Source organism: Streptomyces sp. DSM 15324 (assembly GCF_001514285.1).
Taxonomy (GTDB): Bacteria; Actinomycetota; Actinomycetes; order Streptomycetales; family Streptomycetaceae; genus Streptomyces.
In genome coordinates, this window is sequence record NZ_KQ949023.1 from 395,983 (window position 1) to 422,574 (window position 26,592).

22 protein-coding genes are annotated in these 26,592 nt (G+C 71.9%); 5 read left to right on the forward strand and 17 right to left on the reverse strand.

The features are described 5' to 3' along the window. The first annotated feature begins 411 nt into the window (after positions 1-411). From ettA to AQJ58_RS01755, 3 genes are read left to right on the forward strand one after another with little or no spacing between them, the layout of a single operon-like run. Complete coding sequence (gene ettA / locus AQJ58_RS01745; RefSeq protein ID WP_067244117.1) at positions 412-2,076, forward strand: energy-dependent translational throttle protein EttA; 1,665 nt, start codon at positions 412-414, stop codon at positions 2,074-2,076. Positions 2,077-2,082: 6 nt separating this feature from the next. After that, positions 2,083-2,493: an acyl-CoA thioesterase gene (locus AQJ58_RS01750; RefSeq protein WP_067244119.1), complete on the forward strand. Its 411-nt coding sequence runs from the start codon at positions 2,083-2,085 to the stop codon at positions 2,491-2,493. Beyond that, positions 2,490-3,167 carry a DUF8185 domain-containing protein gene (locus AQJ58_RS01755; protein WP_067244121.1) on the forward strand — a complete coding sequence of 226 codons (678 nt, stop codon included), beginning with the start codon at positions 2,490-2,492 and terminating at the stop codon, positions 3,165-3,167. The genes AQJ58_RS01750 and AQJ58_RS01755 overlap by 4 nt, the downstream gene beginning before the upstream one ends. Before the next feature lie 58 nt (positions 3,168-3,225). Here the strand turns inward: AQJ58_RS01755 and AQJ58_RS01760 are convergent, their stop codons facing one another. Further along, on the reverse strand, positions 3,226-3,630 hold the full coding sequence (locus AQJ58_RS01760) for a globin (protein ID WP_067244123.1): 405 nt from the start codon (positions 3,628-3,630) through the stop codon (positions 3,226-3,228). A 225-nt stretch (positions 3,631-3,855) separates the two neighbouring features. Between AQJ58_RS01760 and AQJ58_RS01765 the strand changes: the two genes are divergently transcribed. Continuing rightward, complete coding sequence (locus AQJ58_RS01765) at positions 3,856-4,809, forward strand: methyltransferase domain-containing protein (RefSeq protein WP_067244125.1); 954 nt, start codon at positions 3,856-3,858, stop codon at positions 4,807-4,809. A 21-nt stretch (positions 4,810-4,830) separates the two neighbouring features. Here AQJ58_RS01765 and AQJ58_RS01770 read toward each other — a convergent pair whose 3' ends face one another. The 16 genes from AQJ58_RS01770 to AQJ58_RS01845 form a co-directional block, all read right to left on the reverse strand. Next, positions 4,831-6,594 carry an FHA domain-containing protein gene (locus tag AQJ58_RS01770; RefSeq protein ID WP_067244127.1) on the reverse strand — a complete coding sequence of 588 codons (1,764 nt, stop codon included), beginning with the start codon at positions 6,592-6,594 and terminating at the stop codon, positions 4,831-4,833. Positions 6,595-6,654: 60 nt separating this feature from the next. Beyond that, on the reverse strand, positions 6,655-8,037 hold the full coding sequence (locus AQJ58_RS01775; RefSeq protein WP_067244129.1) for a vWA domain-containing protein: 1,383 nt from the start codon (positions 8,035-8,037) through the stop codon (positions 6,655-6,657). A gap of 85 nt (positions 8,038-8,122) precedes the next feature. Continuing rightward, entirely contained in the window at positions 8,123-9,388 is a 1,266-nt protein-coding gene (locus AQJ58_RS01780; protein ID WP_199844510.1) for a PP2C family protein-serine/threonine phosphatase, read from the reverse strand. Then, positions 9,389-11,887 carry a serine/threonine-protein kinase gene (locus tag AQJ58_RS01785; protein WP_067244132.1) on the reverse strand — a complete coding sequence of 833 codons (2,499 nt, stop codon included), beginning with the start codon at positions 11,885-11,887 and terminating at the stop codon, positions 9,389-9,391. It lies immediately after the preceding gene. A 2-nt stretch (positions 11,888-11,889) separates the two neighbouring features. Then, a complete protein-coding gene (locus AQJ58_RS01790; RefSeq protein WP_067244134.1) occupies positions 11,890-13,215 on the reverse strand; it encodes a hypothetical protein in 1,326 nt (441 codons plus the stop codon). 62 nt (positions 13,216-13,277) lie between these two features. Continuing rightward, positions 13,278-14,309, reverse strand: coding sequence for a glutamate ABC transporter substrate-binding protein (locus AQJ58_RS01795; RefSeq protein WP_067244136.1), 1,032 nt, complete (start codon positions 14,307-14,309; stop codon positions 13,278-13,280). A 14-nt stretch (positions 14,310-14,323) separates the two neighbouring features. Next, positions 14,324-15,682: a hypothetical protein gene (locus AQJ58_RS42245; protein WP_067244137.1), complete on the reverse strand. Its 1,359-nt coding sequence runs from the start codon at positions 15,680-15,682 to the stop codon at positions 14,324-14,326. Between the two features lie 150 nt (positions 15,683-15,832). Further along, on the reverse strand, positions 15,833-16,876 hold the full coding sequence (locus tag AQJ58_RS01805) for an N-acetylglucosamine kinase (protein WP_079078638.1): 1,044 nt from the start codon (positions 16,874-16,876) through the stop codon (positions 15,833-15,835). Continuing rightward, a complete protein-coding gene (locus AQJ58_RS01810; protein ID WP_067244139.1) occupies positions 16,867-18,132 on the reverse strand; it encodes a 6-phospho-beta-glucosidase in 1,266 nt (421 codons plus the stop codon). The genes AQJ58_RS01805 and AQJ58_RS01810 overlap by 10 nt, the downstream gene beginning before the upstream one ends. Positions 18,133-18,137: 5 nt before the next feature. Further along, positions 18,138-19,031 carry a carbohydrate ABC transporter permease gene (locus tag AQJ58_RS01815; protein ID WP_067244141.1) on the reverse strand — a complete coding sequence of 298 codons (894 nt, stop codon included), beginning with the start codon at positions 19,029-19,031 and terminating at the stop codon, positions 18,138-18,140. 1 nt (position 19,032) lies between these two features. After that, positions 19,033-19,974 (reverse strand): carbohydrate ABC transporter permease, encoded by a 942-nt coding sequence (locus AQJ58_RS01820; RefSeq protein ID WP_067244142.1) that lies wholly within the window; start codon positions 19,972-19,974, stop codon positions 19,033-19,035. A gap of 2 nt (positions 19,975-19,976) precedes the next feature. Further along, positions 19,977-21,329, reverse strand: coding sequence for an ABC transporter substrate-binding protein (locus AQJ58_RS01825; protein WP_079078640.1), 1,353 nt, complete (start codon positions 21,327-21,329; stop codon positions 19,977-19,979). A 79-nt stretch (positions 21,330-21,408) separates the two neighbouring features. Next, positions 21,409-22,620: an ROK family transcriptional regulator gene (locus AQJ58_RS01830; protein WP_067244144.1), complete on the reverse strand. Its 1,212-nt coding sequence runs from the start codon at positions 22,618-22,620 to the stop codon at positions 21,409-21,411. A 215-nt stretch (positions 22,621-22,835) separates the two neighbouring features. Beyond that, the gene (locus AQJ58_RS01835) at positions 22,836-23,669 is read right to left on the reverse strand and encodes a hypothetical protein (protein ID WP_067244146.1); all 834 of its coding nucleotides are present in this window, start codon (positions 23,667-23,669) and stop codon (positions 22,836-22,838) included. A gap of 117 nt (positions 23,670-23,786) precedes the next feature. Next, a complete protein-coding gene (locus AQJ58_RS01840; RefSeq protein WP_067244148.1) occupies positions 23,787-24,413 on the reverse strand; it encodes a Uma2 family endonuclease in 627 nt (208 codons plus the stop codon). 169 nt (positions 24,414-24,582) lie between these two features. Then, complete coding sequence (locus tag AQJ58_RS01845) at positions 24,583-25,692, reverse strand: mechanosensitive ion channel family protein (RefSeq protein WP_067244150.1); 1,110 nt, start codon at positions 25,690-25,692, stop codon at positions 24,583-24,585. 322 nt (positions 25,693-26,014) lie between these two features. On the opposite strand from AQJ58_RS01845, the gene AQJ58_RS01850 reads away from it, so the two are divergent. After that, positions 26,015-26,551, forward strand: coding sequence for an HNH endonuclease (locus AQJ58_RS01850; RefSeq protein ID WP_067244152.1), 537 nt, complete (start codon positions 26,015-26,017; stop codon positions 26,549-26,551). The last annotated feature ends 41 nt before the right edge of the window (positions 26,552-26,592 follow it).

A 26,592-nucleotide genomic window follows, 5' to 3' on the forward strand; every position in this document is an offset into this window, starting at 1 on the left:
TGGCTCCTGTGGCTTGTGGTGACGAAGCCCGGAGGACCCGGCCGCGGGATGGCCCCGAAGGAGACGAAACCCGGCCATGAAATGCCACGCGAAGTGCGAGGACGGCCTGCACACGGGGGTCCTTCCCGATCTTGCGGAAGCGGACGCCGACCGTCCGGGGGGCGCACGAAGTGCAGCGTCGCGCCCGCTTGCACGCCCCCGCACGCCCGCCACCGTGGTCGCCCCTGGGCCGTACGAGGTCACCGGAGGCCACTCGACAGCAACCGGTGACGACGGACGTCCCGCACCTGTCAAGTGTGAAACCCCAGGTCACAGCCCCCCGCCCAGACGGGTTTCCCCCCAGGGGTGGCCGTCCGGCAAGATGGGGTGTATCTGCCCACTGCCAGATTTCAAGCTGCCGGACGGTTTCTCTTGGCTGAGTACATCTACACCATGCGCAAGACGCGCAAGGCACACGGCGACAAGGTCATCCTTGACGACGTAACGCTGAGCTTCCTGCCCGGCGCGAAGATCGGTGTGGTCGGCCCGAACGGCGCCGGTAAGTCCACCGTTCTGAAGATCATGGCGGGCCTCGAGCAGCCCTCCAACGGTGACGCGTTCCTGTCGCCCGGGTACAGCGTCGGCATGCTGCTTCAGGAGCCGCCGCTCGACGAGTCCAAGACCGTCCTGGAGAACGTGCAGGACGGCGCCGCCGAGGTCATGGGCAAGCTCAAGCGGTTCAACGAGGTCGCCGAGCTGATGGCGACCGACTACTCGGACGCCCTCCTCGACGAGATGGGCAAGCTTCAGGAGGACCTCGACCACGCCAACGCGTGGGACCTGGACACCCAGCTGCAGCAGGCCATGGACGCCCTGGGCTGCCCCCCCGGCGACTGGCCCGTCACCAACCTCTCCGGTGGTGAGCGCCGCCGCGTCGCGCTGTGCAAGCTGCTGCTGGAGGCCCCCGACCTGCTGCTGCTCGACGAGCCCACCAACCACCTGGACGCCGAGTCCGTGCAGTGGCTGGAGCAGCACCTCGCCAAGTACCCCGGCACCGTCGTCGCCGTCACCCACGACCGGTACTTCCTCGACAACGTCGCCGAGTGGATCCTGGAGCTCGACCGCGGTCGCGCCCACCCCTACGAGGGCAACTACTCCACCTACCTCGACACCAAGGCGACCCGCCTGAAGGTCGAGGGCCAGAAGGACGCCAAGCGCGCGAAGCGTCTGAAGGAAGAACTGGAGTGGGTGCGGTCCAACGCCAAGGGGCGTCAGGCCAAGTCCAAGGCCCGTCTCGCCCGGTACGAGGAGATGGCGGCCGAGGCCGACAAGATGCGGAAGCTGGACTTCGAGGAGATCCAGATCCCGCCGGGCCCGCGCCTGGGCTCCATCGTCGTCGAGGTCAACAACCTCTCCAAGGCCTTCGGCGAGAAGGTCCTCATCGACGACCTCAGCTTCACGCTGCCGCGCAACGGCATCGTCGGCGTCATCGGCCCGAACGGCGCCGGCAAGACCACGCTCTTCAAGATGATCCAGGGCCTCGAGACCCCGGACTCCGGCGACATCAAGGTCGGCGAGACCGTCAAGATCTCCTACGTCGACCAGAGCCGCGAGAACATCGACCCGAAGAAGACGCTGTGGGCCGTCGTCAGCGACGAGCTCGACTACATCAACGTCGGCCAGGTCGAGATGCCGTCGCGGGCGTACGTCTCCGCCTTCGGCTTCAAGGGCCCCGACCAGCAGAAGCCGGCCGGCGTGCTCTCCGGCGGTGAGCGCAACCGTCTGAACCTCGCGCTCACCCTCAAGCAGGGCGGCAACCTGCTGCTCCTCGACGAGCCGACCAACGACCTGGACGTCGAGACCCTCTCCAGCCTGGAGAACGCGCTGCTGGAGTTCCCCGGCTGCGCCGTCGTCGTCTCCCACGACCGGTGGTTCCTCGACCGGGTGGCGACCCACATCCTCGCCTACGAGGGCGACTCCAAGTGGTTCTGGTTCGAGGGCAACTTCGAGTCCTACGAGAAGAACAAGATCGAGCGGCTCGGACCGGACGCCGCGCGTCCGCACCGCGCCACCTACAAGAAGCTGACCCGGGGCTGATCGATCTTGCGGCACCTCTACCGCTGTCCGCTGCGCTGGTCGGACATGGACGCGTACGGTCATGTCAACAACGCGGTCTTCGTCCGCTACCTGGAAGAAGCCCGTATCGACTTCCTCTTCCGCCCGGAGAAGGACTTCCAGCAGGGGTCCGTGGTGGCGCGCCACGAGATCGACTACAAGCGCCAGCTCGTCCACCGGCACTCGCCCGTGGACATCGAGCTGTGGGTCACCGAGATCAGGGCGGCGTCCTTCACCATCACCTACGAGGTGAAGGACGGCGACCACGTCTACGTCACGGCGTCGACGGTCATCGTGCCGTTCGACTTCGAGGCACAGCGACCGCGCCGGATCACGGCTGAGGAACGCGAGTTCCTCAACGAGTACCGCGACGACGCCGAGGAGGCCGTCGCCGCATGACGGTGCTCCACCTCGCCGACGAGGGGGAGGCGGCGGACCTCGCGGCCTTCCTCTCCCGGCTGCTCCACTACGACCGTGGAGCCGCGGTGCGCCTCCAGGCGGCCGGGACGGCACTCGCCGTGTTCGGCCGGCCGCCCTCCTTCGAGGTGCTCGCGATCCGTGCCGTACGCCTCGCCAAGCCGTACGAGGACGGCCTCGACGTCACGCTGGACGCCACCGTGTCCGCGGGGCAGATGCTGGAGACGGTGGCGGAGAGCGCGGCCACGGCCGCGGTGCCGCCCGCCGTCACCGGGCCGCCGTGGGCCGGGGTCCTGCCGCCGCGCGGCGGCTGGCGGTCCGAGGCGGGTCTGCCGGCGCCCGACGCGCTGCGCTCACTGGTCGGCGCGGCCGTCGCCGAGTTCCGGGGCCGTACGGAGGAACTCGCCCCCGAGGGCCGTACCCGCGCCGCACTCGACCGGATCGGACGGGACATCTGGTCCCGCACGGTCGGCGACACGGGGCTTCCGGTACGGGCCGTGCACGCGGCCCAGTCCCTCGGGTTCCTGCGTCCCTCGGCCGGGGCGCGGGACCTGGCGCTGCTCTCGCTCGGCTCCTGGCTGCGCCTGCGCACGCCGTACGGCTCGGTCGCGGTACGGCGGGCGGGGCTCGGGCCCCTGGACGTCACCGTCCGCTGACCCCTGCCGCCTGACCCCGCCCCCTCACCTCAGATCCCTGACCTCAGATCCCTGACCGTCAGCCGGCCGCGTTCACCATGGACGCGGCGGCGTACGTCAGGTACTTCCACAACGTCTCCTCGTGCTCCTCGGAGAGCCCGAGCTCGTCGACCGCGTCCCGCATGTGCTTCAGCCAGGCGTCGTGCGCCGCCCGGTCGACCACGAACGGGGCGTGCCGCATCCGCAGCCGCGGGTGGCCGCGGTTCTCGCTGTACGTCGTGGGGCCGCCCCAGTACTGCATCAGGAACAGGGCGAGGCGTTCCTCCGCCGGGCCCAGGTCCTCCTCCGGGTACATGGGCTTGAGCAGGGGGTCCTCGGCCACGCCCTGGTAGAAACGGTGGACCAGTCGGCGGAAGGTCTCCTCCCCGCCGACCTGCTCGTAGAAGGTCTGCTCCTGAAGCGTGCCGCGCCGAATCTCTTTCACCTCCCCATGGTCTCAGACGGGGGGACCGAGGACGGAGGGCTTAGGACCGCGGACCCGCGGCTGCTCGCGCCCCCCGGCCGCTCGCCCCGGCCGCTCGCCTCCGCGTACGTTCCGCCGCACAGTGGAGGCATGGGTGGGCACACAGGCGGTCGCCTGGGTGGTCGCACGGGTGGGCCCGGGCTCGACCGCCGTCTCGACGACCTCGCCGCCTCGGCGCGGGCCGCGATGGTGCGCGCCGTCGACGCGAGCGGGGCCTTCGCCGCCGATCCGGGCTGGCGGGAAGCGTTCGGGACGGTCCCGCGCCACCTCTTCGTGCCGTACTACTACGCCGGTTCCGGCGCCGGAGGGTTCGAGCGGTGCTGGGGCGAGAGCCCCGACCCGCGCGTCCGCGAGCGCTGGGTGCGCGGCGTCTACGAGGACACCCCGCTGGCCACCCGGCTGCGCGACGGCGAGCTGCTCACCTCCAGCAGCCAGCCCTCGCTGATGGCGCTGATGCTGGCCGAGCTGCGGGTCGAGCCCGGCGACCGGGTGCTGGAGATCGGGGCGGGCACGGGCTACAACGCGGCGCTGCTGTCGTACCGGCTCGGCGACGACCACGTCACCACCGTCGACCTGGACCCGGAGATCACCGAGTCCGCGCGCCGCCATCTCGCCGCCGCCGGCTACCACCCGACCGTCGTCACCGGGGACGGCGCGCGCGGGGTGCCGGAGCGCGCCCCCTTCGACCGGATCGTGGCGACCTGCCGACTCGCGTCCGTGCCGCGCGCCTGGATCGCCCAGTGCCGGCCGGGTGCGCTGATCCTGACCCCGCTGGCCACCGGTCTGGTCGCGCTGACGGTACGGGACGCCGGGCACGCGGAGGGCCGCTTCCTGCACACCCCCGCCTACTTCGTGCCCCTGCGCGGCGCGAGCCGCCCCGCGCCCGAGCCGGCCGTGCCGAGGGGGGTGCCGCGCCGGGCCGGGGAGAGCGACCTGTTCCGTTTCCTGCTGTCGCTCACCCGGGGCAGCCTCGAACCTCAGGAGGCGTACGCCCTCTGGGAACGCGAGGGCATGCCGGACCGGCGGCGTTACGGCGTCACGGTCGGCGTACGGCGCGCCTGGGCCTGGCTGGACGATCCGGAGGGGCCGTACGCCTGGCCCCTGCCCGGCTCGGCGGGGGCACGGCTCGTCGAACCGTAGCCCCCGACGAGCGGGCCGTTCTCAGCCCCGGCGGACCGTGATCGTGGTCCAGGCGCCCACGTGCACCCGGTCGCCGTCCTGGAGCGGTACCGGGACGAACGGCTGGATCGGCTCCTCGCCGCCGTTGACCGTCGTACCGTTCGTCGAGTTCTGGTCGACGACCGCCCAGGTGCCGTCCGGCTGCTGGACCAGGACCGCGTGCTGGTGCGAGACGCCCGGGTCCTCCGGCGGCACCGACAGGTCTATGTCGGGGGTCTCGCCGGTGGAGTGCCGGCGGCGGCCGATGGTGACCTGGTTGCCGGTGAGCGTGCGCTGCTGCTCGGGCGAGTACGCGGGCAGGTTGAGCCCCGCGGCCTCCGGGCCGGAGCGGTGCATCATCGCCATGAAGTAGGCGCGGTCCGGGCCGATGGTCGCCGTCCAGGTCGCCGGCTGCTGCGGGTACGCCGGGCCGGGCGGGGGCGGTGCCTGGGTGGACCCGGGCTGCGGGTAGCCGTAGCCGCCGCCCCCCTGGCCGCCGGGGCCCTGGCCCTGGCCGGGAGGGGAGATCACCCAGTCGTCGTCGGCGCCGCCGAAACCCTGGCCGCCGGGCTGCGGCCGGCCGGTCTCCGGGGGGAATCCGGGCGGGGCCGTCCGGCCTCCCGGGCTCGGAGGCTGGAAGGCCTGCGGTATCCCCGGACCGCCGGGGCCACCCGGACCGCCCTGACCGGGCGGCGGCGGGGCACCGAACACGCCGGGGCCGCCACCGGGACCACCGGGACCACCCGGGCCCGAGGGGTCACGTCGGAAGGGATCCGCGTACGGACCCGAAGGCTCACGCCCGAAGGGGTCGGCGGAGGGCTGGCCACCGGGACCGGAGGGATCGCGCCCGAACGCGCCGGGCCCACCGGAGCCACCGGACGTGCCGCCGGGACCGGACGGTTCACGTCCGAACGCACCGGGGCCACCGGGGCCACCCGGTCCGCCCGGACCACCGGGCTCGTTCCCGAACGCTCCCGGCCCGGGGGACGTGACCCCGGGCTCACGCCCGAACGCCCCAGCACCACCGGGACCACCAGGACCACCGGGCTCACGCCCGAACGCAGCGGGCCCACCCGCATGACCCGGACCACCGGGCTCGCGTCCGAACGCCCCGCGACCGCCCGGGTCGTTCCCGAACGCGCCGGGACCACCGGTGACCCCGGGTTCACGCCCGTAGGGACCCGGACCGCCCGGCCCACCAGGCGCACCGGGACTCCCCGGGCCCGACGGCTCTCGCCCGAACGCGCCCGGGCCGCCGGCCGTCACCCCGGGACCCGAGGGCCGGGACGGCTCGCCGCCGAAGGGCGGGATCGGCTCCGCGGGCCGGTTCACCTGCGAGGGCCGTGAGCTCTGGTAGTCGAAGGAGTCGCTGCCGCCGAAGGACGGCGGCGGCCCCTGGAAACGCCCACCCGGACCACCAGGCCCACCCGGACCACCCGGGCCGCCGGCCGGCGGGCGCGGGGCGGCCGGGGTGTACGAGGTCGCCGTGTTGGTGAGGAAGTTCCACCGGCACTCCTCGCAGAACGGCGCACCGCCCTCACGGGGCGTCCGGCACTGCGGGCAGAGCTCCGCCTCGTGGCCGGGAGGGGCGGACGGATGCCGCCCGCCGCCGGGCTGGGTGTTCTGCGGGGGCGGGAAGCCGTAGCCGCCCGTGGGGGGCGGGGGCGGGGGCGGCGGGGGCGGGGGTACGGCACCGGCCATGCGGTGACCGCAGACCTCGCACCAGTCGTCGGAACCCGACTGGTGTCCGTTCGGGCAGGTCGGCATGTCGGCGCGTCCCCCTCTCTCCTTCGGTGACCTCTTCGGTGACCTCGTGGTCGTCTGACGTCACTTCTTTACACGAACAGTCTTGGTGGACCGGGTCTCGAGAGTCATCTCGTCTGCCTCCGCGACCTTCGCCTTCAGTCGCACAGTACCTGTCGTCGCGTCGACCACGTCCACCACCTTCGCAAGCAGTTTCGCAGTATCGGCGTTCCCCGAGACGCTCGCGAGCTGGACAGCACGGCCCAGTTTGGCGGTCGCTCCATCCATGTCACCCGATTTGCGCAGGTCCAGGCCCTGCTGGATGACCTGTGCCAGTTCGGCCTGACCCGTGTAGTGCGCGACCTGAGGGTTGATCGACGTCGAGGCCGCCATGTCGTCGGTCCACACGGCCCGTACGAGCCCCTGCGCACCCAGGTTCTGGACCGAACCTCCCCCACTCTCGGCTCCGCTCGAGCGGGAGGTGCCCCCAGGCTGCGGGACGACCAGCGAGACCCGTGCGGCCAGCATCTCCTGGCCCAGGTGGGCGGCCGGGACCTCGACGCACACGTGGTAGTCGCGGGACTCGTCGCCCCAGGAACCGGTGGGGTAGTCGCCGGCGCGCGGCCCCGCCTCGGTGCGGCGGTCGGTGAGCTGCTCGACGGTCGGCGCGACCTGCTTGACGAACTTGATCGTGGTGCCGACCGGGGTCCACAGGCGCAGCGCGACGTCCGCGACCTCCTTGCCCATCGCCGTCTCCATCATCTGGGTGAAGTCGGCGGCCAGCCCGGCCGGGTCGGCGACGATGTCCGCGGTGCCGAGCAGGGCGGAGGCGACCCCTGTGACTTCTTTCACTTCCCAGTCGGTGCCCACGCCGCGGGCGTCACAGGTGAACCGGCCCGCGCACTCGTCGAGGGCGGCTCTGAGGTCCTGCGGCGACTCGTGTTCGTTGCGGCCGTCGGTGAGCAGGATGCCGTGCCGGATGCCGGCCTCGGTCGAGGACAGCAGCCGGTCGGCCAGCCGCAGCCAGGTGCCGATCGCGGTGCCGCCGCCCGCGCTGAGCCGGCGCAGCGCCTGCTTGGCCTGCGCCCGGGTGGTGGCGTCGGCGACCGCGAGCCGCCCGCCGCCCGGGTACACCTCCTTGGCGATGTGCGTGCCGCCGATCACCGCGAACTGCACTCCGTCGCGCAGGGTGTCGACGGCGGCGGCGGTCGCGTCCCGCGCGTTGCGCATCTTCGCCGGCGGGTAGTCCATCGAGCCGGAGCAGTCCACCATGATCGCCACGGCGGCCGACGGGCCCTGGCCCGGCGCGTACAGATGCGGTGCGGTGACCGCGGTGCCGACGGTGCCGCCGCCGGTGGCGGTCACCGTGACGATCGCGTTCACCTCACGGCCGCCCTCCGGCAGGTACTCGTTCTGGTAGACGTCCACCGAGAACTGCGGCACGTTCGATTTCGACAAATTGGCCATGGCTGATCGAATCCCCCTCGCAAGGTGCGGACCGGTCCCCTCCGGCCCGTGGGCGTGTCACCCGTGGATGTCCCCGTTTGCGCCCTCAGGCGTTTCCTGCCCCCTGAGGCGGTGCGGGGAACGGTACGACGGCCACTGTTACGTTGTCGTGGCCCCCGCCGTCCAGGGCGTGGCCGACGAGGACCTGGGCGCAGTGCAGTGGTCGTACGGCGGCGTCGGGGGTGACGACCTCGGCCATCTCCTCGGCCGCCTCCGCGTAGTTCCACAGGCCGTCGGTGCAGACCACCACCACACCGGGGCGGTCCGGCTTGAACGACGCGGTGTGCGGCTCCAGTTCGTAGGCGTCGGCGCCGAGCCAGCCGGTGATCGCGTGGGCGCGTTCGTCGGCGTACGCCTCCGCCTCGCTCATCAGGCCCGCGGCGACCATCTGGGCGGCCCAGGAGTCGTCCTCGGTGAGCCGGGCCGGGGGAGTGGCGCGATCGGCCGGCACCCAGTAGGCGCGGCTGTCGCCGACCCAGCCCACGACCAGCAGCCCCTGGGTGACGACCGTGCCGACCAGGGTGCAGGCGGGGGAGTTCTGGTGCGGGGTGTGCTCGCGGGCGGTGGCGGGCTCGCCGGCCAGCGCGTTGACCGCGTGCGAGGCGGCGACGATCGCCTCGTGCATCGCGGCCTGCGGATGGGCGCCCTGCGGCAGGGCTTCCAGCAGCGCGTCGCCGGCCGCGCGGGCCGCGGCCATCGAGGCGTCGTCGGGGCGGGTCGCCGAGGAGACGCCGTCGCAGACGATCGCGACGAGCGCCGGGGAGCCGTCGGGCAGGGTGGCGTGGCCGAGACTGAAGGAGTCCTCGTTGCGGTGGTGGCGCAGCCCGCGGTCGCTGACGGCGGCCACCGGGCCCGACTCCAGTTCCATGTGGTCGCGTTCACGCGGCTGGGCGTGCCCGCAGTTCTCGCAGTAGCCGTCGTCGTCGACCCGCCCGGCCCGGCAGGCCACGCACACCTTGACGGCGCCCGCCTCGGCGGCGACCCGCGGGTCCGGCGCCTGCAACGGGTACTCCTCGGGCTCGGCGGGCCGGTCGAACCGCACTCCGCCGGTGGGCGGCGCCGCGGGCGTGGCCCACGCCGCGAGGGCCTCGGGGGCGGCCGGTGCCGCCGGAGCCGCGGGGGCGGTCGGTGCCGCCGGAGCCGCGGGGGCGGTCGTGCCGGTCATCGCGAGGGTCGGGTGGTCGTCCGGGCGACGCGGCGCGACCGACAGGTCGAACCCGCACGCGCCGCAGTAACGGTCACCGGCGTCGAGCGGCTCCGCGCAGCTCGGACACGTCGGCAGGGCGGCCTGCCGGGGCATCTGGGACATCAACTACACCCACGTCCGGGGGCGGTAACGATTGGCACGTTCCACCAGGTCGATCCTCTCCTCGCCGCGTGTCGCCAGCCGGGCCAGCGTGCGGTACGAGCGCTCCAGGCCGAAGCGCAGCCCCCGCTCGTCCAGTGGGGCGCCGAGCAGCGACCGCCGGGCGTCCGGGCCGGAGCCCCGGCCCCCGGAGAGTATCCAGTCCAGCGCACAGCCGAGGACTTCCGCGGACAACTGCTCGCGGCGCGTGGGGTCCAGGCCGTATGCGTCGAGCGCCTCGACCTGCGCCGCCGCCGCGGTGAGATCCTCCTGGAAGGGTACGTCGGCGGCGACCGCCGTCCGCTGCCTGAGCCGGGCCCGCACCGCGGCGACCCGGGCCGCCGTGTAGTGGATGGACGACTCCGGCACCGACTCCAGCGTCCGTACGGCGGCCCGCCGGTCCCCGGCCGCGAGCTGCACGCGCGCGAGGCCGAACGCCGCGCTCACATAGCTCGGGTCGGTGGCCCACACCAGCCGGTAGTACTCGGCCGCGTTGTCCAACTGGCCCAGCACCTCGGCGCACAGACCGAGCGCCAGCTTCGGCGCGGGCTCCCCGGGGAAGGCGTCGTAGATCGCGTCGAAGGCGAGGGCCGCGCCCTCGTGGTCGCCGGTGGCCAGCGCGGCCACGCCCCGGTACCAGACCACCCGCCAGTCGTCGGGCCGTTCGCCCTCCAGTCGGGACAGGGACTGGAGCGCCGTCTGGTGGTCGCCGTTCTCCAGCCAGGCCCGGACCTGCCGCAGCCGGGTCTCCACGGACGGCGCGGGAGCGGCCGTGAGGGCCGTGATCAGCTCGCCCGGCGCGGAGGCCGAAAGGCCCGCCAGGAAACCCGCGTTGGGGTCGGCCGGGTCCACGTGCGGCACGGGGAGCGCGAGCCCGGCGGCGGGCGCGGGGACGGTCCGCACCAGGCCCGGGGCGAGGGCGGCGGGCGCGCCGGCCGTCGCGGCGGCCGTCGGCGTGGAACTCCCGCCGGTGCGCGGGGAGGTGACGACCCGTGCCCCCAGCCGGGACACCTCCCCGTCCAGCTTCGGGAACAGCTCGCTGTCCGTGACCTTCACCTCGGGCGCGAACAGCGTCGACAGGGCCGGCCGGGCCGTGCCGCTCTGCACCGAGACGACCTCCCGCAGCACCCCCGTGAGCTGCTCGGCCATCTCCTGCGCCGAGGCGAACCGGCGGGCCGGGTCGGGATCGGTGGCGCGCACGAGCAGCCGGTAGAAGGACTCGTACCGGCGGAAGACCTCGATGGTGTCCGGGTCGGGCAGCGAGTCGGCGAAGACCGTCGTGTAGCCCTGGAAGTCGAAGGTCAGGACGGCCAGCGTGCGGCCCACGGTGTAGAGGTCGCTGGCCACCGACGGGCCGACGTCCGCCACCTCGGGTGCCTGGTAGCCGACCGTGCCGTAGATGGCCGACTCCTCGTCGTCCATCCTGCGCACCGCGCCCATGTCGATCAGCTTCAGCTGGTCCTCGGTCTGGATCGCGTTGTCGACCTTGAAGTCGCAGTACAGCAGGTTGCGGCTGTGCAGGTGCCCGAGCGCCTCCAGGGCCTCGATGCCGTACGCGCACGCCTGCTCCACCGGCAGCGGGTCCCGCTTGCCGTCGGCGGTGCGGCGGGTGTTGGCGATCTCCTTGAGGGACTTGCCGCCGACGTACTCCATGACGATGTAGCCGTCGAGCGAGCCGGTGCGCTGGTCGAGGTGCTCGACGAAGTTGTAGATGCGCACGATGTTGGCGTGCTCGATCTCGGCGAGGAAGCGCCGCTCGGAGATCGCGGCGGCCATCGCGTCCTGGTCGCCGGTGTCCAGCAGGCCCTTCAGCACCACCCAGCGGTCCGCGACCGCCCGGTCCACCGCGAGGTAGATCCAGCCCAGCCCGCCGTGCGCCAGACAGCCCGCGACCTCGTACTGGCCGTGCACGACGTCCCCGCCGCGCAGCTTCGGGACGAACGAGTAGGGGTTGCCGCACTTGGTGCAGAAGCCCTCCGTGCGCCCCGGCAGGTCACCGCGCGAACGGCCCACCGGCGCCCCGCAGTCGGAGCGCGAGCAGAACCGCTTGCGCTCGGGCACCTCCGGGTCCTCCAGCACCATCGCCCGCGGGTCGGGGCGCGGCACCTGCGGCACCGTCACCAGACCGGCCCCGAGCCGCGCCCGCCCGGAGGAGCCGGCCGTCGCGCCGGAGCTGCGCACCGACACCGAGCGCCCCGTCGCCTTGCCCGACAGGGAGCGCGAGAGCCGTCCCGACACCGAGCGGCGCGACTTCGCCGACTGCGACGACGTACGCGCGCTGCGGGCGCTGCGGGAACTGGCCGGGGTGCTGGAGCTGCCGCGGCCACCGCCGGGCGAGCCGTCCAGGCCCCCCGCCGAGACGACCGGGGCGAGCCCGCACGTGTCGCAGTACAGCTCGCCGCCGCCCACGTCCTCGTACGACCCCTCGCAGCCCGGCCGCTGACATGCCTGCCCCGCCTGACTCATGGCTACCGCTCCCCCCTGTGGTCCTCAGGCCCGCCCTGCTCCGGTACGCGCGGGGCGGCCAGCAGTTCGGCGGCCGCCCGCTGGTAGCGCAGGACGGCCTGTTCGGCGACGCGCAGATCGCAGGGCGCGCTCCACAGCATGCGGCGCGCCGCGTCGTAGCGCTCGATGAGGAACGGGTCCTCGGCGAGGCCGTGCCGCGCCACCTTCGCCTTGTACGCGTCGAGCCGGCCGCGCAGCTCCGCGCGCACCGCCAGCGGCGCGGTGACCGCGGTGAGCGACTCGCGGGCCCGCAGCAGTTCGTCCTCCGCCTTCTGCTCCAGCGACTCCAGCAGCGGGGACAGCCGGTGCCACTGCGCGTGCCGCCGGTACTCGGCGGCCGTCGCCAGCTGCTCCTGGAGCACGGTCGGCGGGCCGCTGACCACCGGCACCTCCGTCGCCGCGATCTTGGCGAGGACCTCCCCGCGCGCGGTGCGGGCCTCGGCGAGCGTGCGGTCGGCCCGGCTGAGCACGTCCCGCAGTCTGACCAGCCGCTGCTCGGCGTCCTGGCGGACCGTCAGCACCGCGTCGATCTCCCGCCGCACCTCCTCCAGGGCGCGCGCCTCACGGTCGTACACCGTGGTGTCCGGACGGCCGCCACCGGGCGCCGAACTGCCCTGCGTCGGCACCCAGTACGCCAGCGGGTCCGACACCACCTCCTCGCGCAGCCGCGTCAGCGTGGCCGTGATGCGCTCCAGGTCGTCGCCCGCCGGATGCTCGCCCGGCCGCACGCCCACCGAGTGCGCGAGCTGCCGGGTGCGCTGGAGCTCCGCGGCCAGTAAATCGATCCGCGCGGGCAGCGCCGACCACACCGCGTCGGCGGCGACGACCATGTCCAGCGACGAGGCGTACAGCTCGTTCATCGTGTCGACGAGGGCGGCCAGGGAGAAGCTCTGGCTGAGCTTGCCGGTGCCGACCAGCGCCGGCGCGTTCACCGTGGCCGTGGCCGAGCCGGCGACCGTCACGGACTCGCCGCGCAGCAGCTCCGTCAGCTCCACCAGGTCCTCGCGGCTGGACCAGCGGCGGCGCGAGCGGATCTCCCGCGCCGCTCGCAACGCGTCGGTGTACGCGTCGAAGTACGCCCACAGCAGGGTGATCTGGGCCTCGGCGGCGCCCCAGCGCCGCTCGGTGACCCCGGTCAGCCGGGCGCCCTCCAGGAGCCGTCGGCCCGCATGGTCCTGCAGGGCGAGGAGCGAGGTCTCGATCGCCTCGTGCTCCGCGCCGAGCCGCGCCAGCGCACGGTCGACCTCGTCCCGGTCCATCACCGGCCCGGGGGCTCCCGTGACGCCCATCGATCACCTCTTTCGCCGCCGTGCGGGTCGTTGACCCGCTGTGTCGCCTGCCTGTCGGTCCGTCAGCCCTTGCGCAGATACACGGGAGGCGGCGGCTCCGACAGCGTCGCGTCACGGTCCAGTGTCGCCGACAACCACTTCGCGTACGACGCCTGCCAGCCGTTCGCCCGGTACTCCACGAGGATCTGGTTGACGCGGCTGACCAGGTCGTTCGCCTTCAGGTTCATCGCCACGCCGTAGTACTCGGTCGTGAACGGGGCCCCCTTGAGCTGCACCGTCGGGTCCTGGGCGGCCTGGCTCGCCGCGAGCGCGCCGTCGGTGACGACCGCGTCGACCTCGCCGAGTTGCAGCCGCACGAGGCAGTCCAGCTGGCTGGGGACGACCGTGTCGAGATTCACGCTCTTGGGTATGCGGCCCGCCGCCCTGTCCGCCCCGAGACGGAGGAACGCGGTCGAACCGGACGCCGTGCAGACCCTCTTCCCGGCCAGGGTGGCGTCGTACCCCTTGATCGGCGAGGACTTGGGCGCGAGGACCTGCTGGCCGGTCTTGAAGTAGGGCGCGGAGAACGCGACCTGCTTGATGCGGTCGCAGTTGATCGTCATGGTGCGGACGACCATGTCGACCTGCTTGTCCTGGAGGGCAGGGATGCGCTGGTTGGTCGGGATGGCCTTGAACTGGACCGCGTTCGGGTCGCCGAGGATGTCCTGGGCGATCCGGTGCACCAGGTCGATGTCGAAGCCCTCCAGCTCGGTGCCCGCGTTGTTCGGGTCGCGGTAGCCCCAGCGGTAGCTGTTCTGGTCGACGCCGACGATCAGCTTGCGCTTCTCGCCCTTGCGGGCCTTGATCGCGTCGATGGTCGGCCCGTCCGCGCTCGACGGCGGCAGCGTCTGCTTCTCCGGGTCCGGGCACGTGGTGTCCGCCGCCGGGGTACCCGCGGCGATCCGCGGGCCCGCCAGGCCGGTCGAGCCGTCGCCCCGGTGGCCGGTGGCCAGCGGCAGCAGCAGCACACCGGTCAGCGCGAGGGCGCAGACGGACGCCATCGCCCCCACACCGCCCCAGCCCTGCAGACCGTCCCGCACACGTCGTGCACGCATCGTCGCGCCCCCTCTCACCGGTACTCCGACAGCCTGCGGCCGATGCCGAGGACCGCGCCCGCCGCACCCAGCACCGCGAGGACGGCCGCGCCGGCCGTCAGACCGGTCATCGCGTCCAGACCGTCCCCGGCCGCCAGCCGGAACTCCTTCTGCTCGTGCGCGAGCGCCTTCTCCAGGTTGTCGTCGACGCTGTCGAAGCACTCGGCGGTCGCGCCCTTGTCACCGATCACCAGGGCCAGCGCCTGCTCGTAGTTGCCGTAGTCGTCCTGCTCGCGGGCCGCGGAGTGGCGCGTCTTCCACACCTTCATGTTGCCCTGCGCCGAGGTGACCGGCTGCCGGCCCGCCCGGTCGTCGGCGAGCTTCGCCGCCTGCGCGAGGCGGGCGGTGAGGTCGTCGATGTCGGTGGTGAAGTCGTTGTCGTACTTGTCGACCGTCTTCACCTCGCCGTCGACCGTGATCTTCTCGGTCTCGGCACCGCGCGCCACCAGCGTGAGGTTCTCGTTGCCGCGCGCCTTCAGGGACGCGATCCGCGCCTCGTGCAGCACGTTCAGCGAGCGGACGCCGTGGTCGTAGGAGTCGTTCAGGCCCGCCCGGGCCACGGTGTGGCCGACGACGAGCCACAGCAGGACGACGGTGGCGGCCGCGGTGGCCGAGACCAGGCCGTGGTTCAGGACCCGGTTCGTACGGCGGTAGTTGCGGTGCTGCGCCCACGCCAGGGCGGCCAGCGCCAGGACGCCCAGCCCGATCGCCGCCCACGGGTAGGGGGTCGCGTCGGCGTAGTCGACCTCGAGGCGCCGGTTCTCCTTGGTGTAGAGCTTCCGGGCCTCCGGGAGCATCTCGTCCTGCATCTTCTGGTTGGCGTAGCGCAGATAGGCGCCGCCGACCGGGAAGCCCTGACGGTTGTACGTCCGGGCGCGCTCGACCAGGCCCTTGTACTCCGGGAGCAGGGTGTTGAGCCTGGTGATGGAGTCGGCGGCGGGGGAGTCGGGGTCGGAGCTGGCCGCCGCCCTCACCAACTCGGCCGCCGCCTTGTCGATGTCGTGCTCGTACTGCTCGCGGGAGGCGGCCGTTTCCTGGCCGCCCGCGAGGAAGCCGCTGGAGGCCGCCGTGTTGGCGTCGGCCAGGGAGCGGTAGATGTCGGCCGCGGCCGCGCTCAGCGGCTGGCTCTTGTGCAGCACGTCGTCGGCCGCGGCGGCGCGGTCGGCGGTCTGCCAGGCCGTGACGGCGCCGAAGGCGACCACGAGGAGGGCGAGGACGGCGCCGATGATCCGGAGCCGGCCGGGCTCCGTCGTCGCCGCGGCGCGGGCCTTGTCCACGCCCTCCGCGAACGCCGTGCGGCGTGTCGGTGGAGTGGCTGTTGCCGGTTCTGCCACGTCTGACCTCCCCCATGGTCATGCCTCGCCGCAAGTATCGCTGGCGGGGCTGACCTTGCACACCGGCCTTCACTCGATCTTGATCAGATCGCAGTCACCCCTGTCCATGAAAACGCGTTCGGCGGGTGTTCGGTTCCTTCGCGGGGGGTGTCATGTCTTCGGGGTGCGGATGCGTTCGGGCTGGTCGCGCAGTTCGCCGCGCTCCTGGGCGGGACGGGCTCGCCCGGTCTCGAAGTGCGAGCGCACCCTCTCCTGCGCCCGCGCCCCCGCGCTCAGCTCGTCCAGGCCCAGCAGCGCGGCCCCCAGCACCGGGCGGGCGCGTACCACCGTGGCCACCGCCTTCGGGGCCCGTGCCGTCAGGCGCTCGCGGATGCCGTCGTCCAACTGGCCGTGGCCCGCCGTCAGGACGCCTCCGCCCAGCAGGACCGGCGTCTCCTCCTCCAGGAGGTCCAGGCGGGTCAGGGCGACCGTCGCCATCGTGACGACCTCCTCCGCCAGGCGGTCGACGATCCCGCGGGCCACGGTGTCGCCGCGGGCCGCCGTCCCGAAGAGGACGGGGGTCAGTTCGTGGCGGCGCAGGTCCGGGATGCGCTCCAGGTGGAAGGCCTCGATGAGGGCGTACATGCCGGGGTGGCCGAAGTGGGCGGGCAGGGTGCGGGCCAGGGCGGTGGCGGGGCCCCTGCCGTCCTCCGCGCGGGCCGCGTGCCAGATCGCCTCCTCGGCCAGGCCCCAGCCGCCGCCCCAGTCCCCGGAGAGACGGCCCAGGGCCGGGAAGCGGGCGGTGCGGCCGTCGGGGCGCATGCCGACGCAGTTGATGCCGGCGCCGCAGACCACGGCCACGCCCCGGGGCTCGGGCACACCGGCCCGCAGGATGGCGAAGGTGTCGTTGCGGACGTCCACGGTGGAGCCCCACGCGCGCGCGTGCAGGGCCGCCGCCAGCTGCTCCTCCTCCACCGGCAGGTCGGCGTTGGCCAGGCAGGCGGAGACATGGGCCACCGAGGTGACGCCGGCCGAGGCGTACGCGCGCGTGACGGTCTCGGCGAGGGCGTCCACGGCCGCGGTGACCCCGACGGCGGGCGGCCGGAAGCCGGCGCCGCGGGCGGTGGCGAGGACCTCCCCGTCGGCGGCCACCACCGCCACGTCGGTCTTGCTGTTGCCCGCGTCGATGGCGAGGACGCTTGCGGTCAGGCCCACGCGAGGTGCTCCCGGTTGTGTGCGATCAGACGGTCGGTCAGCTCGTCGGCGTACGCGTGCTGGGCGATCAGGGGGTGGGCGAGGAGCGCCTTGGACACGCGGTCCCGGCCGCCGCGCAGGGCCGCGTCCAGGGCCAGGTCCTCGTACGCCGTCACGTTGGCCATCAGCCCCGCGTACAGCGGGTCCACGGGGGCCACGGGCAGCGGGGAGGGCCCCTTCCGGCCCACCGCCGCCTGCACCTCGATCACCGCGTCGTCGGGCAGGAAGGGCAGCGTGCCGTCGTTGCGCGTGTTGACCACCTGGTACGGGTTGCCGGCGCCGGTGAGCAGCGCGGCCGCCAGGTCCACCGCCGCCTCCGAGTAGTAGGCGCCGCCGCGCCGGGCGAGCAGCTCCGGCTTCTCGTCGAGCGCCGGGTCGCCGTACATCTCCAGCAGCTGCCGTTCCATGGCCGCCACCTCGGCCGCCCTGGACGGCTTCGTGCGCAGCTCTCGTACGACCTCGTCGTGGGCGTAGTAGTAGCGCAGGTAGTAGGACGGCACCACGCCCAGCAGGCGCAGCAGGGGCAGGGGCAGGCGCAGGTCGCCGGCGATCGTGTCGCCGTGGGCGGCCAGGAGCCCCGGCAGGACGTCCTCGCCCTCCGGGCCGCCCAGGCGTACGCCGGTCTCCCAGGTGAGGTGGTTGAGGCCGACGTGGTCCAGGTGGACGTCCGCCGGTGCGACGTCGAGCAGGGCGGCGAACCTGCGTTGCAGTCCGATCGCCACGTTGCACAGGCCGACCGCCTTGTGGCCCTCCTGCAGCAGGGCGCGGGTGACGATGCCGACCGGGTTGGTGAAGTCGACGATCCATGCGCCGGGGTTGGTCCGGCGGATCCGTTCGGCGATGTCGAGGACCACGGGGACCGTGCGCAGCGCCTTGGCCAGGCCGCCGGCGCCGGTGGTCTCCTGGCCGACGCAGCCGCACTCCAGGGGCCAGGTCTCGTCCTGTTCGCGGGCCGCCTGGCCGCCGACGCGCAGCTGGAGCAGGACGGCGTCGGCGCCGTCGACGGCCGCGTCCAGGTCGGAGGTGGTGACGATCCGGCCGGGGTGGCCCTGCCGGGCGAAGATCCGCCGGGCCAGTCCGCCGACCAGGTCCAGGCGGTCGGCGGCCGGGTCGACCAGGACCAGCTCCCGCAGCGGCAGCGTGTCGCGCAGCCGGGCGAAGCCGTCGATCAGCTCGGGGGTGTAGGTCGAACCGCCGCCTACCACGGTGAGTTTCATCCTTGTTAACCCTTCACTCCGGTGAGGGTGACGCCTTCGACGAACGCCTTCTGGGCGAAGAAGAACACGAGGATCACGGGGGCCATGACCAGCACGGTGGCCGCCATGGTGAGGTTCCAGTCGGTGTGGTGCGCGCCCTTGAAGGACTCCAGGCCGTAGGAGAGGGTCCAGGCGCCCGGGTTCTCCGAGGCGTAGATCTGCGGGCCGAAGTAGTCGTTCCAGGCGTTGAAGAACTGGAAGAGGGCGACGGCGGCGATCCCGGGCTTCGCCATCGGCAGGACGACCCGCAGCAGGGTGCGCAGCTCGCCGCAGCCGTCGACCTTCGCCGAGTCCAGGTATTCGTTCGGGATCGTCATCAGGAACTGGCGCAGCAGGAAGATGGAGAACGCGTCGCCGAACGCCAGCGGGATGATCATCGGCCACAGGGTGCCCGAGAGGTCGAGCTGCTTGGCCCAGAACAGGTACATCGGGATGACGACGACCTGCGGCGGCAGCATCATCATCGAGATCACCAGCATGAGCGCCAGATTGCGCCCCGGGAAGCGGAACTTGGCCAGCGCGTACGCCACCGGGATCGAGGAGACGACGGTGAGGACCGTTCCCAGGCCCGCGTAGACCAGGGTGTTCTTCCACCAGGTGAGGAAGCCGGGGGTGTCGAGGACCTTCCGGTAGTTGGCCCACTCCCAGGTGTGCGGGATCAGGTCGCGGCTGAGCGCCTGGGAGTCGCTCATCAGGGACGTCAGGAGGACGAACACGAAGGGGAGGGTGAAGAAGAGGGCCGCGGCCACGCCGAGGGAGTGGATCGCGATCCACTCCAGGAACGCCTTGCGGCGCGCGGTGCGCTCGGCGGGGGTAACGGGGGCCTTCAGCTCCACCGGCCGCTCCAGTACCTGGGTCATGTCAGTCACCTGCCTGGATGAGACCGCCCCGGCGCCGCATCAGCAGCGCGGTGAACGCCGTCGACAGGGCGAACAGGACCAGGGCGACGACACAGGCGGAGCCGTAGTCGAAGCGCTGGAAGCCGAGGTTGTAGACGAGCTGGGGGAGGGTCAGCGTGGAGTGCTCGGGGTAGCCGGGCTCGAACATGGTGCCCGCGCCCTGGATCACCCCCGAGGCGACCTTTCCGGCGACCAGGGGCTGGGTGTAGTACTGCATGGCTCCGATCACGCCGGTCACGACGGCGAACATGATGATCGGCGAGATGGTGGGCAGGGTGACGAACCGGAACCGCTGCCAGGCCGACGCGCCGTCCAGTTCGGCCGCCTCGTACTGCTCCTTCGGTACGTCGAGCAGCGCGGCCATGAAGATGACCATCAGGTCGCCGACGCCCCACAGGGCCAGCAGGGTGAGGGCCGGCTTGGACCAGTCCGGGTCGTTGAACCAGCCCGGGGCCGGGACGCCGATCTTCTCCAGGATCGAGTCGACCGGTCCCGTACCGGGGTTGAGGAGGAAGGCGAAGGCCATGGTGGCCGCCACCGGCGGGGCCAGGTAGGGCAGGTAGAAGAGGGTGCGGAAGACGCCCGTCCCCGTCTTGATCTTCGTGATCAGCACCCCGATGCCGAGTCCGAACAGGACCCGCAGGGTCACCGTGATCACGACCAGCCAGAGGGTGTTGCGCAGGGCGGGCCAGAAGAACGGGTAGGAGTCGAAGACGTAGGTCCAGTTCTTCGTGCCGCTCCAGGTCGGCGGCTTGAAGCCGTCGTAGTGCATGAACGAGAAGTAGACGGTCGAGATCATCGGGTACGCGAAGAAGACCGCGAAGCCGATCAGCCAGGGCGAGAGGAAGGCCAGGGTGCGCAGCGCCGACCTGCGACGCTTCACCCGCAAGGTGAGGGCGCTCATCGCTACTTCGCCTGCGCGATGTCCGTGTCGATCTGCGCGGCGGCCTTCTTCAGGCCCGCCGACAGGTCGGTGAGCCTGCCGCTCTCGTAGTCGTAGCCGAGCTGCTGGATGGTGGTCAGGTAGACGCCGCCGTTGACCGAGGCCGGGGAGGTGGTCGAGTTCGGGTTCGCGGCGATGTCCAGGAACGTCTTGAAGCGCGGGTCGTACGTCAGCGCGGGCGACTTCAGCGCGTCCAGCGTCGAGGGCACGTTGTGGATGGCGTTGGAGAAGCCCACCACCGCGTCGGTGTCGGTGCTGATGTACTTGACGAACTCCCAGGCCGCGTTCCGCTTGGTGCTGGTGGCGGCGATACCGGCGATGGTGCCGGTGATGTAGCCCTTGCCGTACTGGTCGGCCTGGTCGTCCGGGACGGGCAGCGGGGCCACGCCGATCTCGAAGTCCGGCTTGGTGGCGAGCGCCATGCCGAGACGCCACTCGCCGTCCAGCTGCATGGCCACCTGGCCGGTCTGGAAGGGGTGCTTGGGGCCCCACTCGTCACCGAGTCCGGAGCGGAACTTCTCCAGCTTCGTGAAGCCGCCGAGGTCGTCGACGAGCTTCTTCTGGAGCCGGAGGGCGTCGGCGACGGCCGGGTCGGTCGCGATCGTCGACGTGCCGGACTTGTCGAAGTAGGTCGGCGAGAACTGGCCCAGGTAGTGCTCGGTCGTGGTCTCCCAGCCGTGGTAGTCCGGCATGAAGCCGAGCTGCTGGTACGTGTCGCCCTGGGGGATCGTCAGCTTCTTGGCGTCGGCCGCGAACTCGGACCAGGTCTTCGGCGGGCTGCCGATGCCGGCCTTCCCGAACGCGGTCTTGTTGTAGTAGAGGCCGTAGGCGTCACCCAGCAGCGGCACCGCGCAGCGGTCGAGCTGGTACTGGGTGTACTCGTTCATCGCCTTCGGGAAGGTGGTGTTCGGGTCGATGCCCGCCTTTTTGAACAGAGGGTTGAGGTCGATCAAAGCGCCGGAGGAGCAGAACTTTCCGACGTTGTTGGTGGTGAACGACGAGATCACGTCGGGCGCCTTGCTGCCGCCCGCGCGCAGGGCCTGGTTGATCTTGTCGTCGGTCATGTTGCCGACGACGTTCACATGGATGGTGGGGTGCGCCTTCTCGAAGCCGGCGACCAGCGCCTTCACGGCCTTGACCTCGTTCGGCGCGCTCCAGGCGTGCCAGAAGGTGATGGTCTGCTCCTTGGACGCGTCGTCGCTCGCGCCGGAGGACGAGGCCTGGCCGGTACAGGCGGTGGTGCCGAGCAGCAGAGCCGTCGAGGCGGTCAGGGCGAAAGCCGCCTTTCGGGCGGCTGAGGGGATGCGTGCAGACATGACGGGACCTCCCGGGGGCAGGGCAGGGTGAGGTGATCTGCGAAGAGGGGTGAGAAAGAGGGTGTGCGGGGCGTCGTCGCTAGCGCGAGGTGTCGAAGACCTCGTCGCGGGTGGCCGCCAGCGCGCTCTCCAGCGCGCCGCGCAGCACGGGCCGTTCGGTGACGTCGCCCAGGACCAGCTGCGGCCGGGACGCGGCCAGTTCCTCCAGTTCGGCCTGGACGAGGGCGCGCAGCACCTCGCCGCCGGCGGTCAGGGAGGCGCCGCTGAGGACGACGAGTTCGGGGTCGAGGACGGAGACGAGCGAGGCGAGACCGGTCGCGAGCCGGGTGGCGTACGTCTGGAGCAGCAGCCGGTTCAGGACGGTGTCCTCGGCCGCGGCGCGGTGCAGGAGTGCGGCGGCGACCTCGGCGTAGGGGCCGTCGGGGATGCCGGTCATGCCGAGTTCGCGGGCGAGCCGGGGGATGGCCTGGGAGCCGGCCAGTTCCTGGTAGCCGCCGCTGTTGGCCTTGGTGACGTGCCGGACCAGGGGTGCTCCCGGAACCGGCAGGAAACCCACCTCTCCCGCGCCGCCGGTCCAGCCGCGGTGCAGCCGGCCGCCGAGGACGAGGGCGGCGCCCAGTCCGCCCTCGTTCCAGACGAGGACGAAGTCGTCGTGTCCGCGGGCCGCCCCGAGGCGTTGTTCGGCGACGGCGACGAGGTTGACGTCGTTCCCGTACTCGACCGGCATCGGCAGCGCTGCGGCGAGTTCGTCGAGCAGCGTCGGCGCGTGCCAGCCGGGCAGGTGGGAGGCGTAGCGCAGCCGGCCCGTGGTGGGGTCGAAGGCGCCGGGGGTGGCGACGACGAGCCGCCGTACGTCGTCCCGGGTCAGCGCCGCGGCCTTCACGGCGCCGTCGAGGGCCTCGGTGACCTGGCGTACGACGGTCCCGGCGGTCCTTCTGCCGGGAGTGGGCACCTCGTACGTGCCCACGGTCCGGCCGGTGACGTCGGCGACGGCGGCGAGGACGCGTTCGGGGGTGACGTCCAGGCCGGCGGCGTAGGCGGCGGCCGGGTTGACCTCGTAGAGCTGGGCGTTGGGGCCGGGTCGTCCCTCGGTGGTGCCGGTGGCGAGGACCAGGCCCGCCGCCTCCAGGCGGGCGAGCAGCTGGGAGGCGGTCGGCTTGGACAGGCCGGTGAGCTTGCCGATGCGGGTGCGGGACAGGGGGCCGTGCGCGAGGAGGAGATCGAGGGCGGCGCGGTCGTTCATGGCGCGCAGGACGCGCGGGGTGCCCGGCGTACCGGCGGTTCCTGCCATGGGGATCGACACCTGCCTTTCTGGACGCCCAGCTTTTCAGTGACGCGGGAGGCACGTCCACTTCCCGCCACTGTTAGGAAAGTTTCCTATCGATGGAAGGGAAGGTAAGCCCGGCACGAAGGGGGCGTCAAGGCAGGAAAGCGCAAACCGCCCCCGGGGCAACGCAGTCGTTACCCGGGGGCGGTGCGGTGGTGCGGGTGGTGCCGGTGCCGTGCCTACTTCACGTCGACGTAGTCGGCGGCGGCCGTCCTGGCCGCGGTGGTGGCCGTGCCGGCGAAGGCGAAGCGGTAGTAACCGTCCTTGCCCGCCTTCACGGTGGTGGACAGGGCGCCACCCGTGCCGGAGGTGATCGTCCTGACCGTGCTGTAGGAGCTCGCGCCCTTGGCCTTGAACTGGAGGGTCACCTTCTGGCCGCGGTAGCCGCTGTAGACGCCCTTCTTCCAGTCGGCGCGGGTCAGCTTGCCCTTGACGGTGAGGGTCCGGCCCTTCTCGACGGGCTCGGGGGTCGCGTCGACGGTGAGCTTCGCGGCGTGCTGGATCGTGGCGGTCGCGGAATTGGCCCACACGTCGTAGCCGAACTCCAGGCTGATGTGCCCGTCGGAGTCGTCGACGTCGGAGGCGCTGTGGCCGTAGAAGCCGGCGGTCTTCCAGGTGCCGGCGTCGGCGGCCTCGTAGAGGGTGTCCCACGGGTCGATGACCAGGGTCTCGGTGCAGGACGCGGTCACGGTGGTGGCGGTGGTCGCGGTCGTGGTGCAGGTCGGCGCGGTGTCCGGCTCGATCGAGCTGTCCTGCTCGGCCAGGGGGCCGCGGTACAGCATGACGCCCGCGAAGTTCTTCTTGTAGTCGAGGGTCAGGTCGGCCGGACGGGTCAGCGTGTACGTGACCGGCACCTTCACCTTCGCCGTGGTGCCCACGACGATCTTCTTGCCGTGGTTGACCTTGACACCGGCGAACGTCAGCGCCGGCGAGTCCGCCTGTGCGGCCGGTGCGGCCAGAACCCCCAGGGCCAGGGCACCGGTCAGGGCGGTGCCTATGGCGAGCTTCCTCATGTATCCCCACATTCGAGCGGACCCCTGGGCGTTGCGCTCCAGAACAAGGGCCCGGTGTCTGAGTGACGATATGGGGTGATGTGACGCGGTGGACAGGCGGGGCGCCTGTGAAGATCCTCAGACGTCGGCGGCGAGGAAGGGGGCCGTCTCCAGGGTCGGGTAGGGCGCCGGGAGGGGGAGCGGATCGCCGAGGTCGACCTTGGTGTCGGTGGCGTAGTAGGCCTCGGTGGGGTCGTCGGAGGGGAGGACCGGGTCGGTGTGGCAGTGGGCGGTATTGGTGTGGCGGTCGATGAGGACGTAGACCGGGATGCCGGCGGCGGCGTAGGTGCGGAGCTTGGGACCGGTGTCGGTCTCGTGGTTGGTGGAGGTGACTTCGCCGACGAGCGCGATCATGTCGATGGGGTACCAGCCCTTGTGGGCCTTGCGGTAGGACTCGTCGAGTTCGGTCGGCCTGCGGCGACGGACGTAGAAGTCCGGGATGAGCAGAGCCATCGTCCTGCCGTCCTTGTGGGCTGCGCGGTAGCCGTTGCCCATGCCCACCAGACGGAATCCGGCTGAGCGGAACTGGAAGCTCAGTTCGAACGCGCCGTCGTTGTGGTTGTCGTTCGGCGTCGGCGGCACGATGGCCATCCCCTCGACGTACTCGGGTCGAATCGGCATGGGGGCCGCCTCTTCGATCGCGCTCAACAGGTCGATGGGGTCCATGTGCGTCATGACCGTCTCCCTGATGGGGTCGGCGCTCATCCGTGGTTCTCCTCGTCGCGCTGTTGCCAGGCTAAGCCCGCGCCGGGTGCCCCGGCAGAACGATGGGGCACCCAGCGACCGGTCGGCGCCGCATGCCCCTGCCGTTCACTCGAACGAGCGTGCAGAAACCGTTCCCCCGCTTCCGCGCCCTCCTTCGCCCTCCTTCGCCCTACTTCGGAGAGGGCGTCACCGCCCGCTGCGGAGCGATCGGCGAGGCGGCCGCGACCTGCGGCGAGTCCGCGTTGGAGAAGACCGACGGGGCCGCGACGGCCGCCGTCGTGTCGACCGGGTCCTCCTCGGCGGGAGCCGTCGCGCCGCCGACGATCCGGATGTCCGCCGCGTCGAACGCACGCTTGACGCGCCAGCGCAGCTCGCGCTCCACCGACAGCGCCTTGCCCGGCATGGTCTTCGCCGAGACCCGGACGACCATCGAGTCCAGCAGCACGCTGTCCAGGCCCAGCACCTCGATCGGGCTCCACAGCAGCTCGTTCCAGGGCTCTTCCTTGCTCATCTTCTCGGCGACCTCGTCCAGCGTGGCCTTCACCCGGTCGAGGTCCTCCGACGTCTTCACGGTGACGTCGACACCGGCCGTCGCCCAGCCCTGGGAGAGGTTGCCGATCCGCTTGACCTCGCCGTTGCGGACGTACCAGATCTCGCCGTTGGCGCCGCGCAGCTTGGTCACCCGCAGACCGACCTCGATGACCTCGCCGGTGGCGACGCCCGCGTCGATCTGGTCGCCGACGCCGTACTGGTCCTCCAGGATCATGAAGACGCCGGAGAGGAAGTCCGTGACCAGGTTGCGGGCGCCGAAACCGATCGCCACACCCGCGACACCGGCCGAGGCCAGCAGCGGGGCGAGGTTGATCTCGAAGGCGGACAGCGCCATCAGCGCCGCCGTGCCGAGGATCAGGAAGCTCGCCACCGAGCGCAGCACGGACCCGATCGCCTGCGACCGCTGGCGCCGCCGCTCGGCGTTGACCAGCAGGCCCCCCAGCGTGGGGGAGCCCTCGGCGGCCGACTCGACCGTACGGTTCATCCGGTCGATGAGCTTGGTGATCGCCCGCAGCACGAACTTTCTCAGCACCGCCGCGATCACCAGGATCAGCAGCACGCGCAGACCGATGGCGAGCCAGGTCTGCCAGTTCTGCTCGACCCAGCTGGCCGCGTTCGTCGCGCTCTCCTGTGCGTCCTGGAGCGACGGCACCGTCACGGTCGGCGACTCCGAGGGGGTCGGCGAGGGCGAGGGGCCGGCGGCCAGTAGGACGGCGGGCAAGGACACGGCAGGTACCTCCAGGTGCAGCGGTCCGCCTCCGGTGCGATGGTCAGGTCGTCAAGGTCGTACAGGTCACGAAAGGATCACCGGACGGGCAGAACCACCACACTAACGGGGCATTGTGTGTGGGTCCGTCCGATGCGGCAAGGAGAGACAGTGCTCACCTGCGCTTGAACAGGCCATGATCCGGGGGATGTATCCGGGTGTGGTCGAAAACACTCCCAGCCCGTTACCGGGACATGGTGGCGCGTCCGCCAGGCCAGAGGAGAGACTGACTGCAGATCGTCCCGGCGCAAGCCACGCGCCGCCGACGCCCAAGGAGGCATCCGTGCCGCATGTCCTGGTCCTCAACGCGTCGTACGAGCCGCTCGGCGTCGTACCGCTCCGCCGCGCGCTCGTCCTCGTCCTGGAGAACAAGGCAGTCTCCCTCGAGGAATCCGGCGCCTTCCTGCACAGCGCGACCGTCACAGTCCCCGCACCCAGCGTGGTCCGGCTCAAGCGATTCGTCCGGGTTCCCTATCGGGGGCCCGTTCCTCTGACCCGTCGGGCGCTCTTCGCGCGGGACGGGGGCCGGTGCATGTACTGCGGTGGCGTCGCAACCAGCGTCGACCACGTCATCCCGCGCAGCCGCGGGGGCAAGCACGTGTGGGACAACGTCGTGGCGTCCTGCCGCCGCTGCAACCACGTCAAGGCCGACCGGCACCTCGTCGAGATCGGCTGGAGACTGCGCCACAAACCCGCCCCGCCCACCGGTCTCGCCTGGCGCATCATCGGCACGGGCCACAGGGACCCGCGCTGGCTGCCGTACTTGCAGCCGTACGGCGCGGACGACGCCCTGGCCCGGATCGACGGCATCTCCGCCTGACGGTCCGGGCTTCTTCATGCCCCGTGGCACCGGCGCCCGCC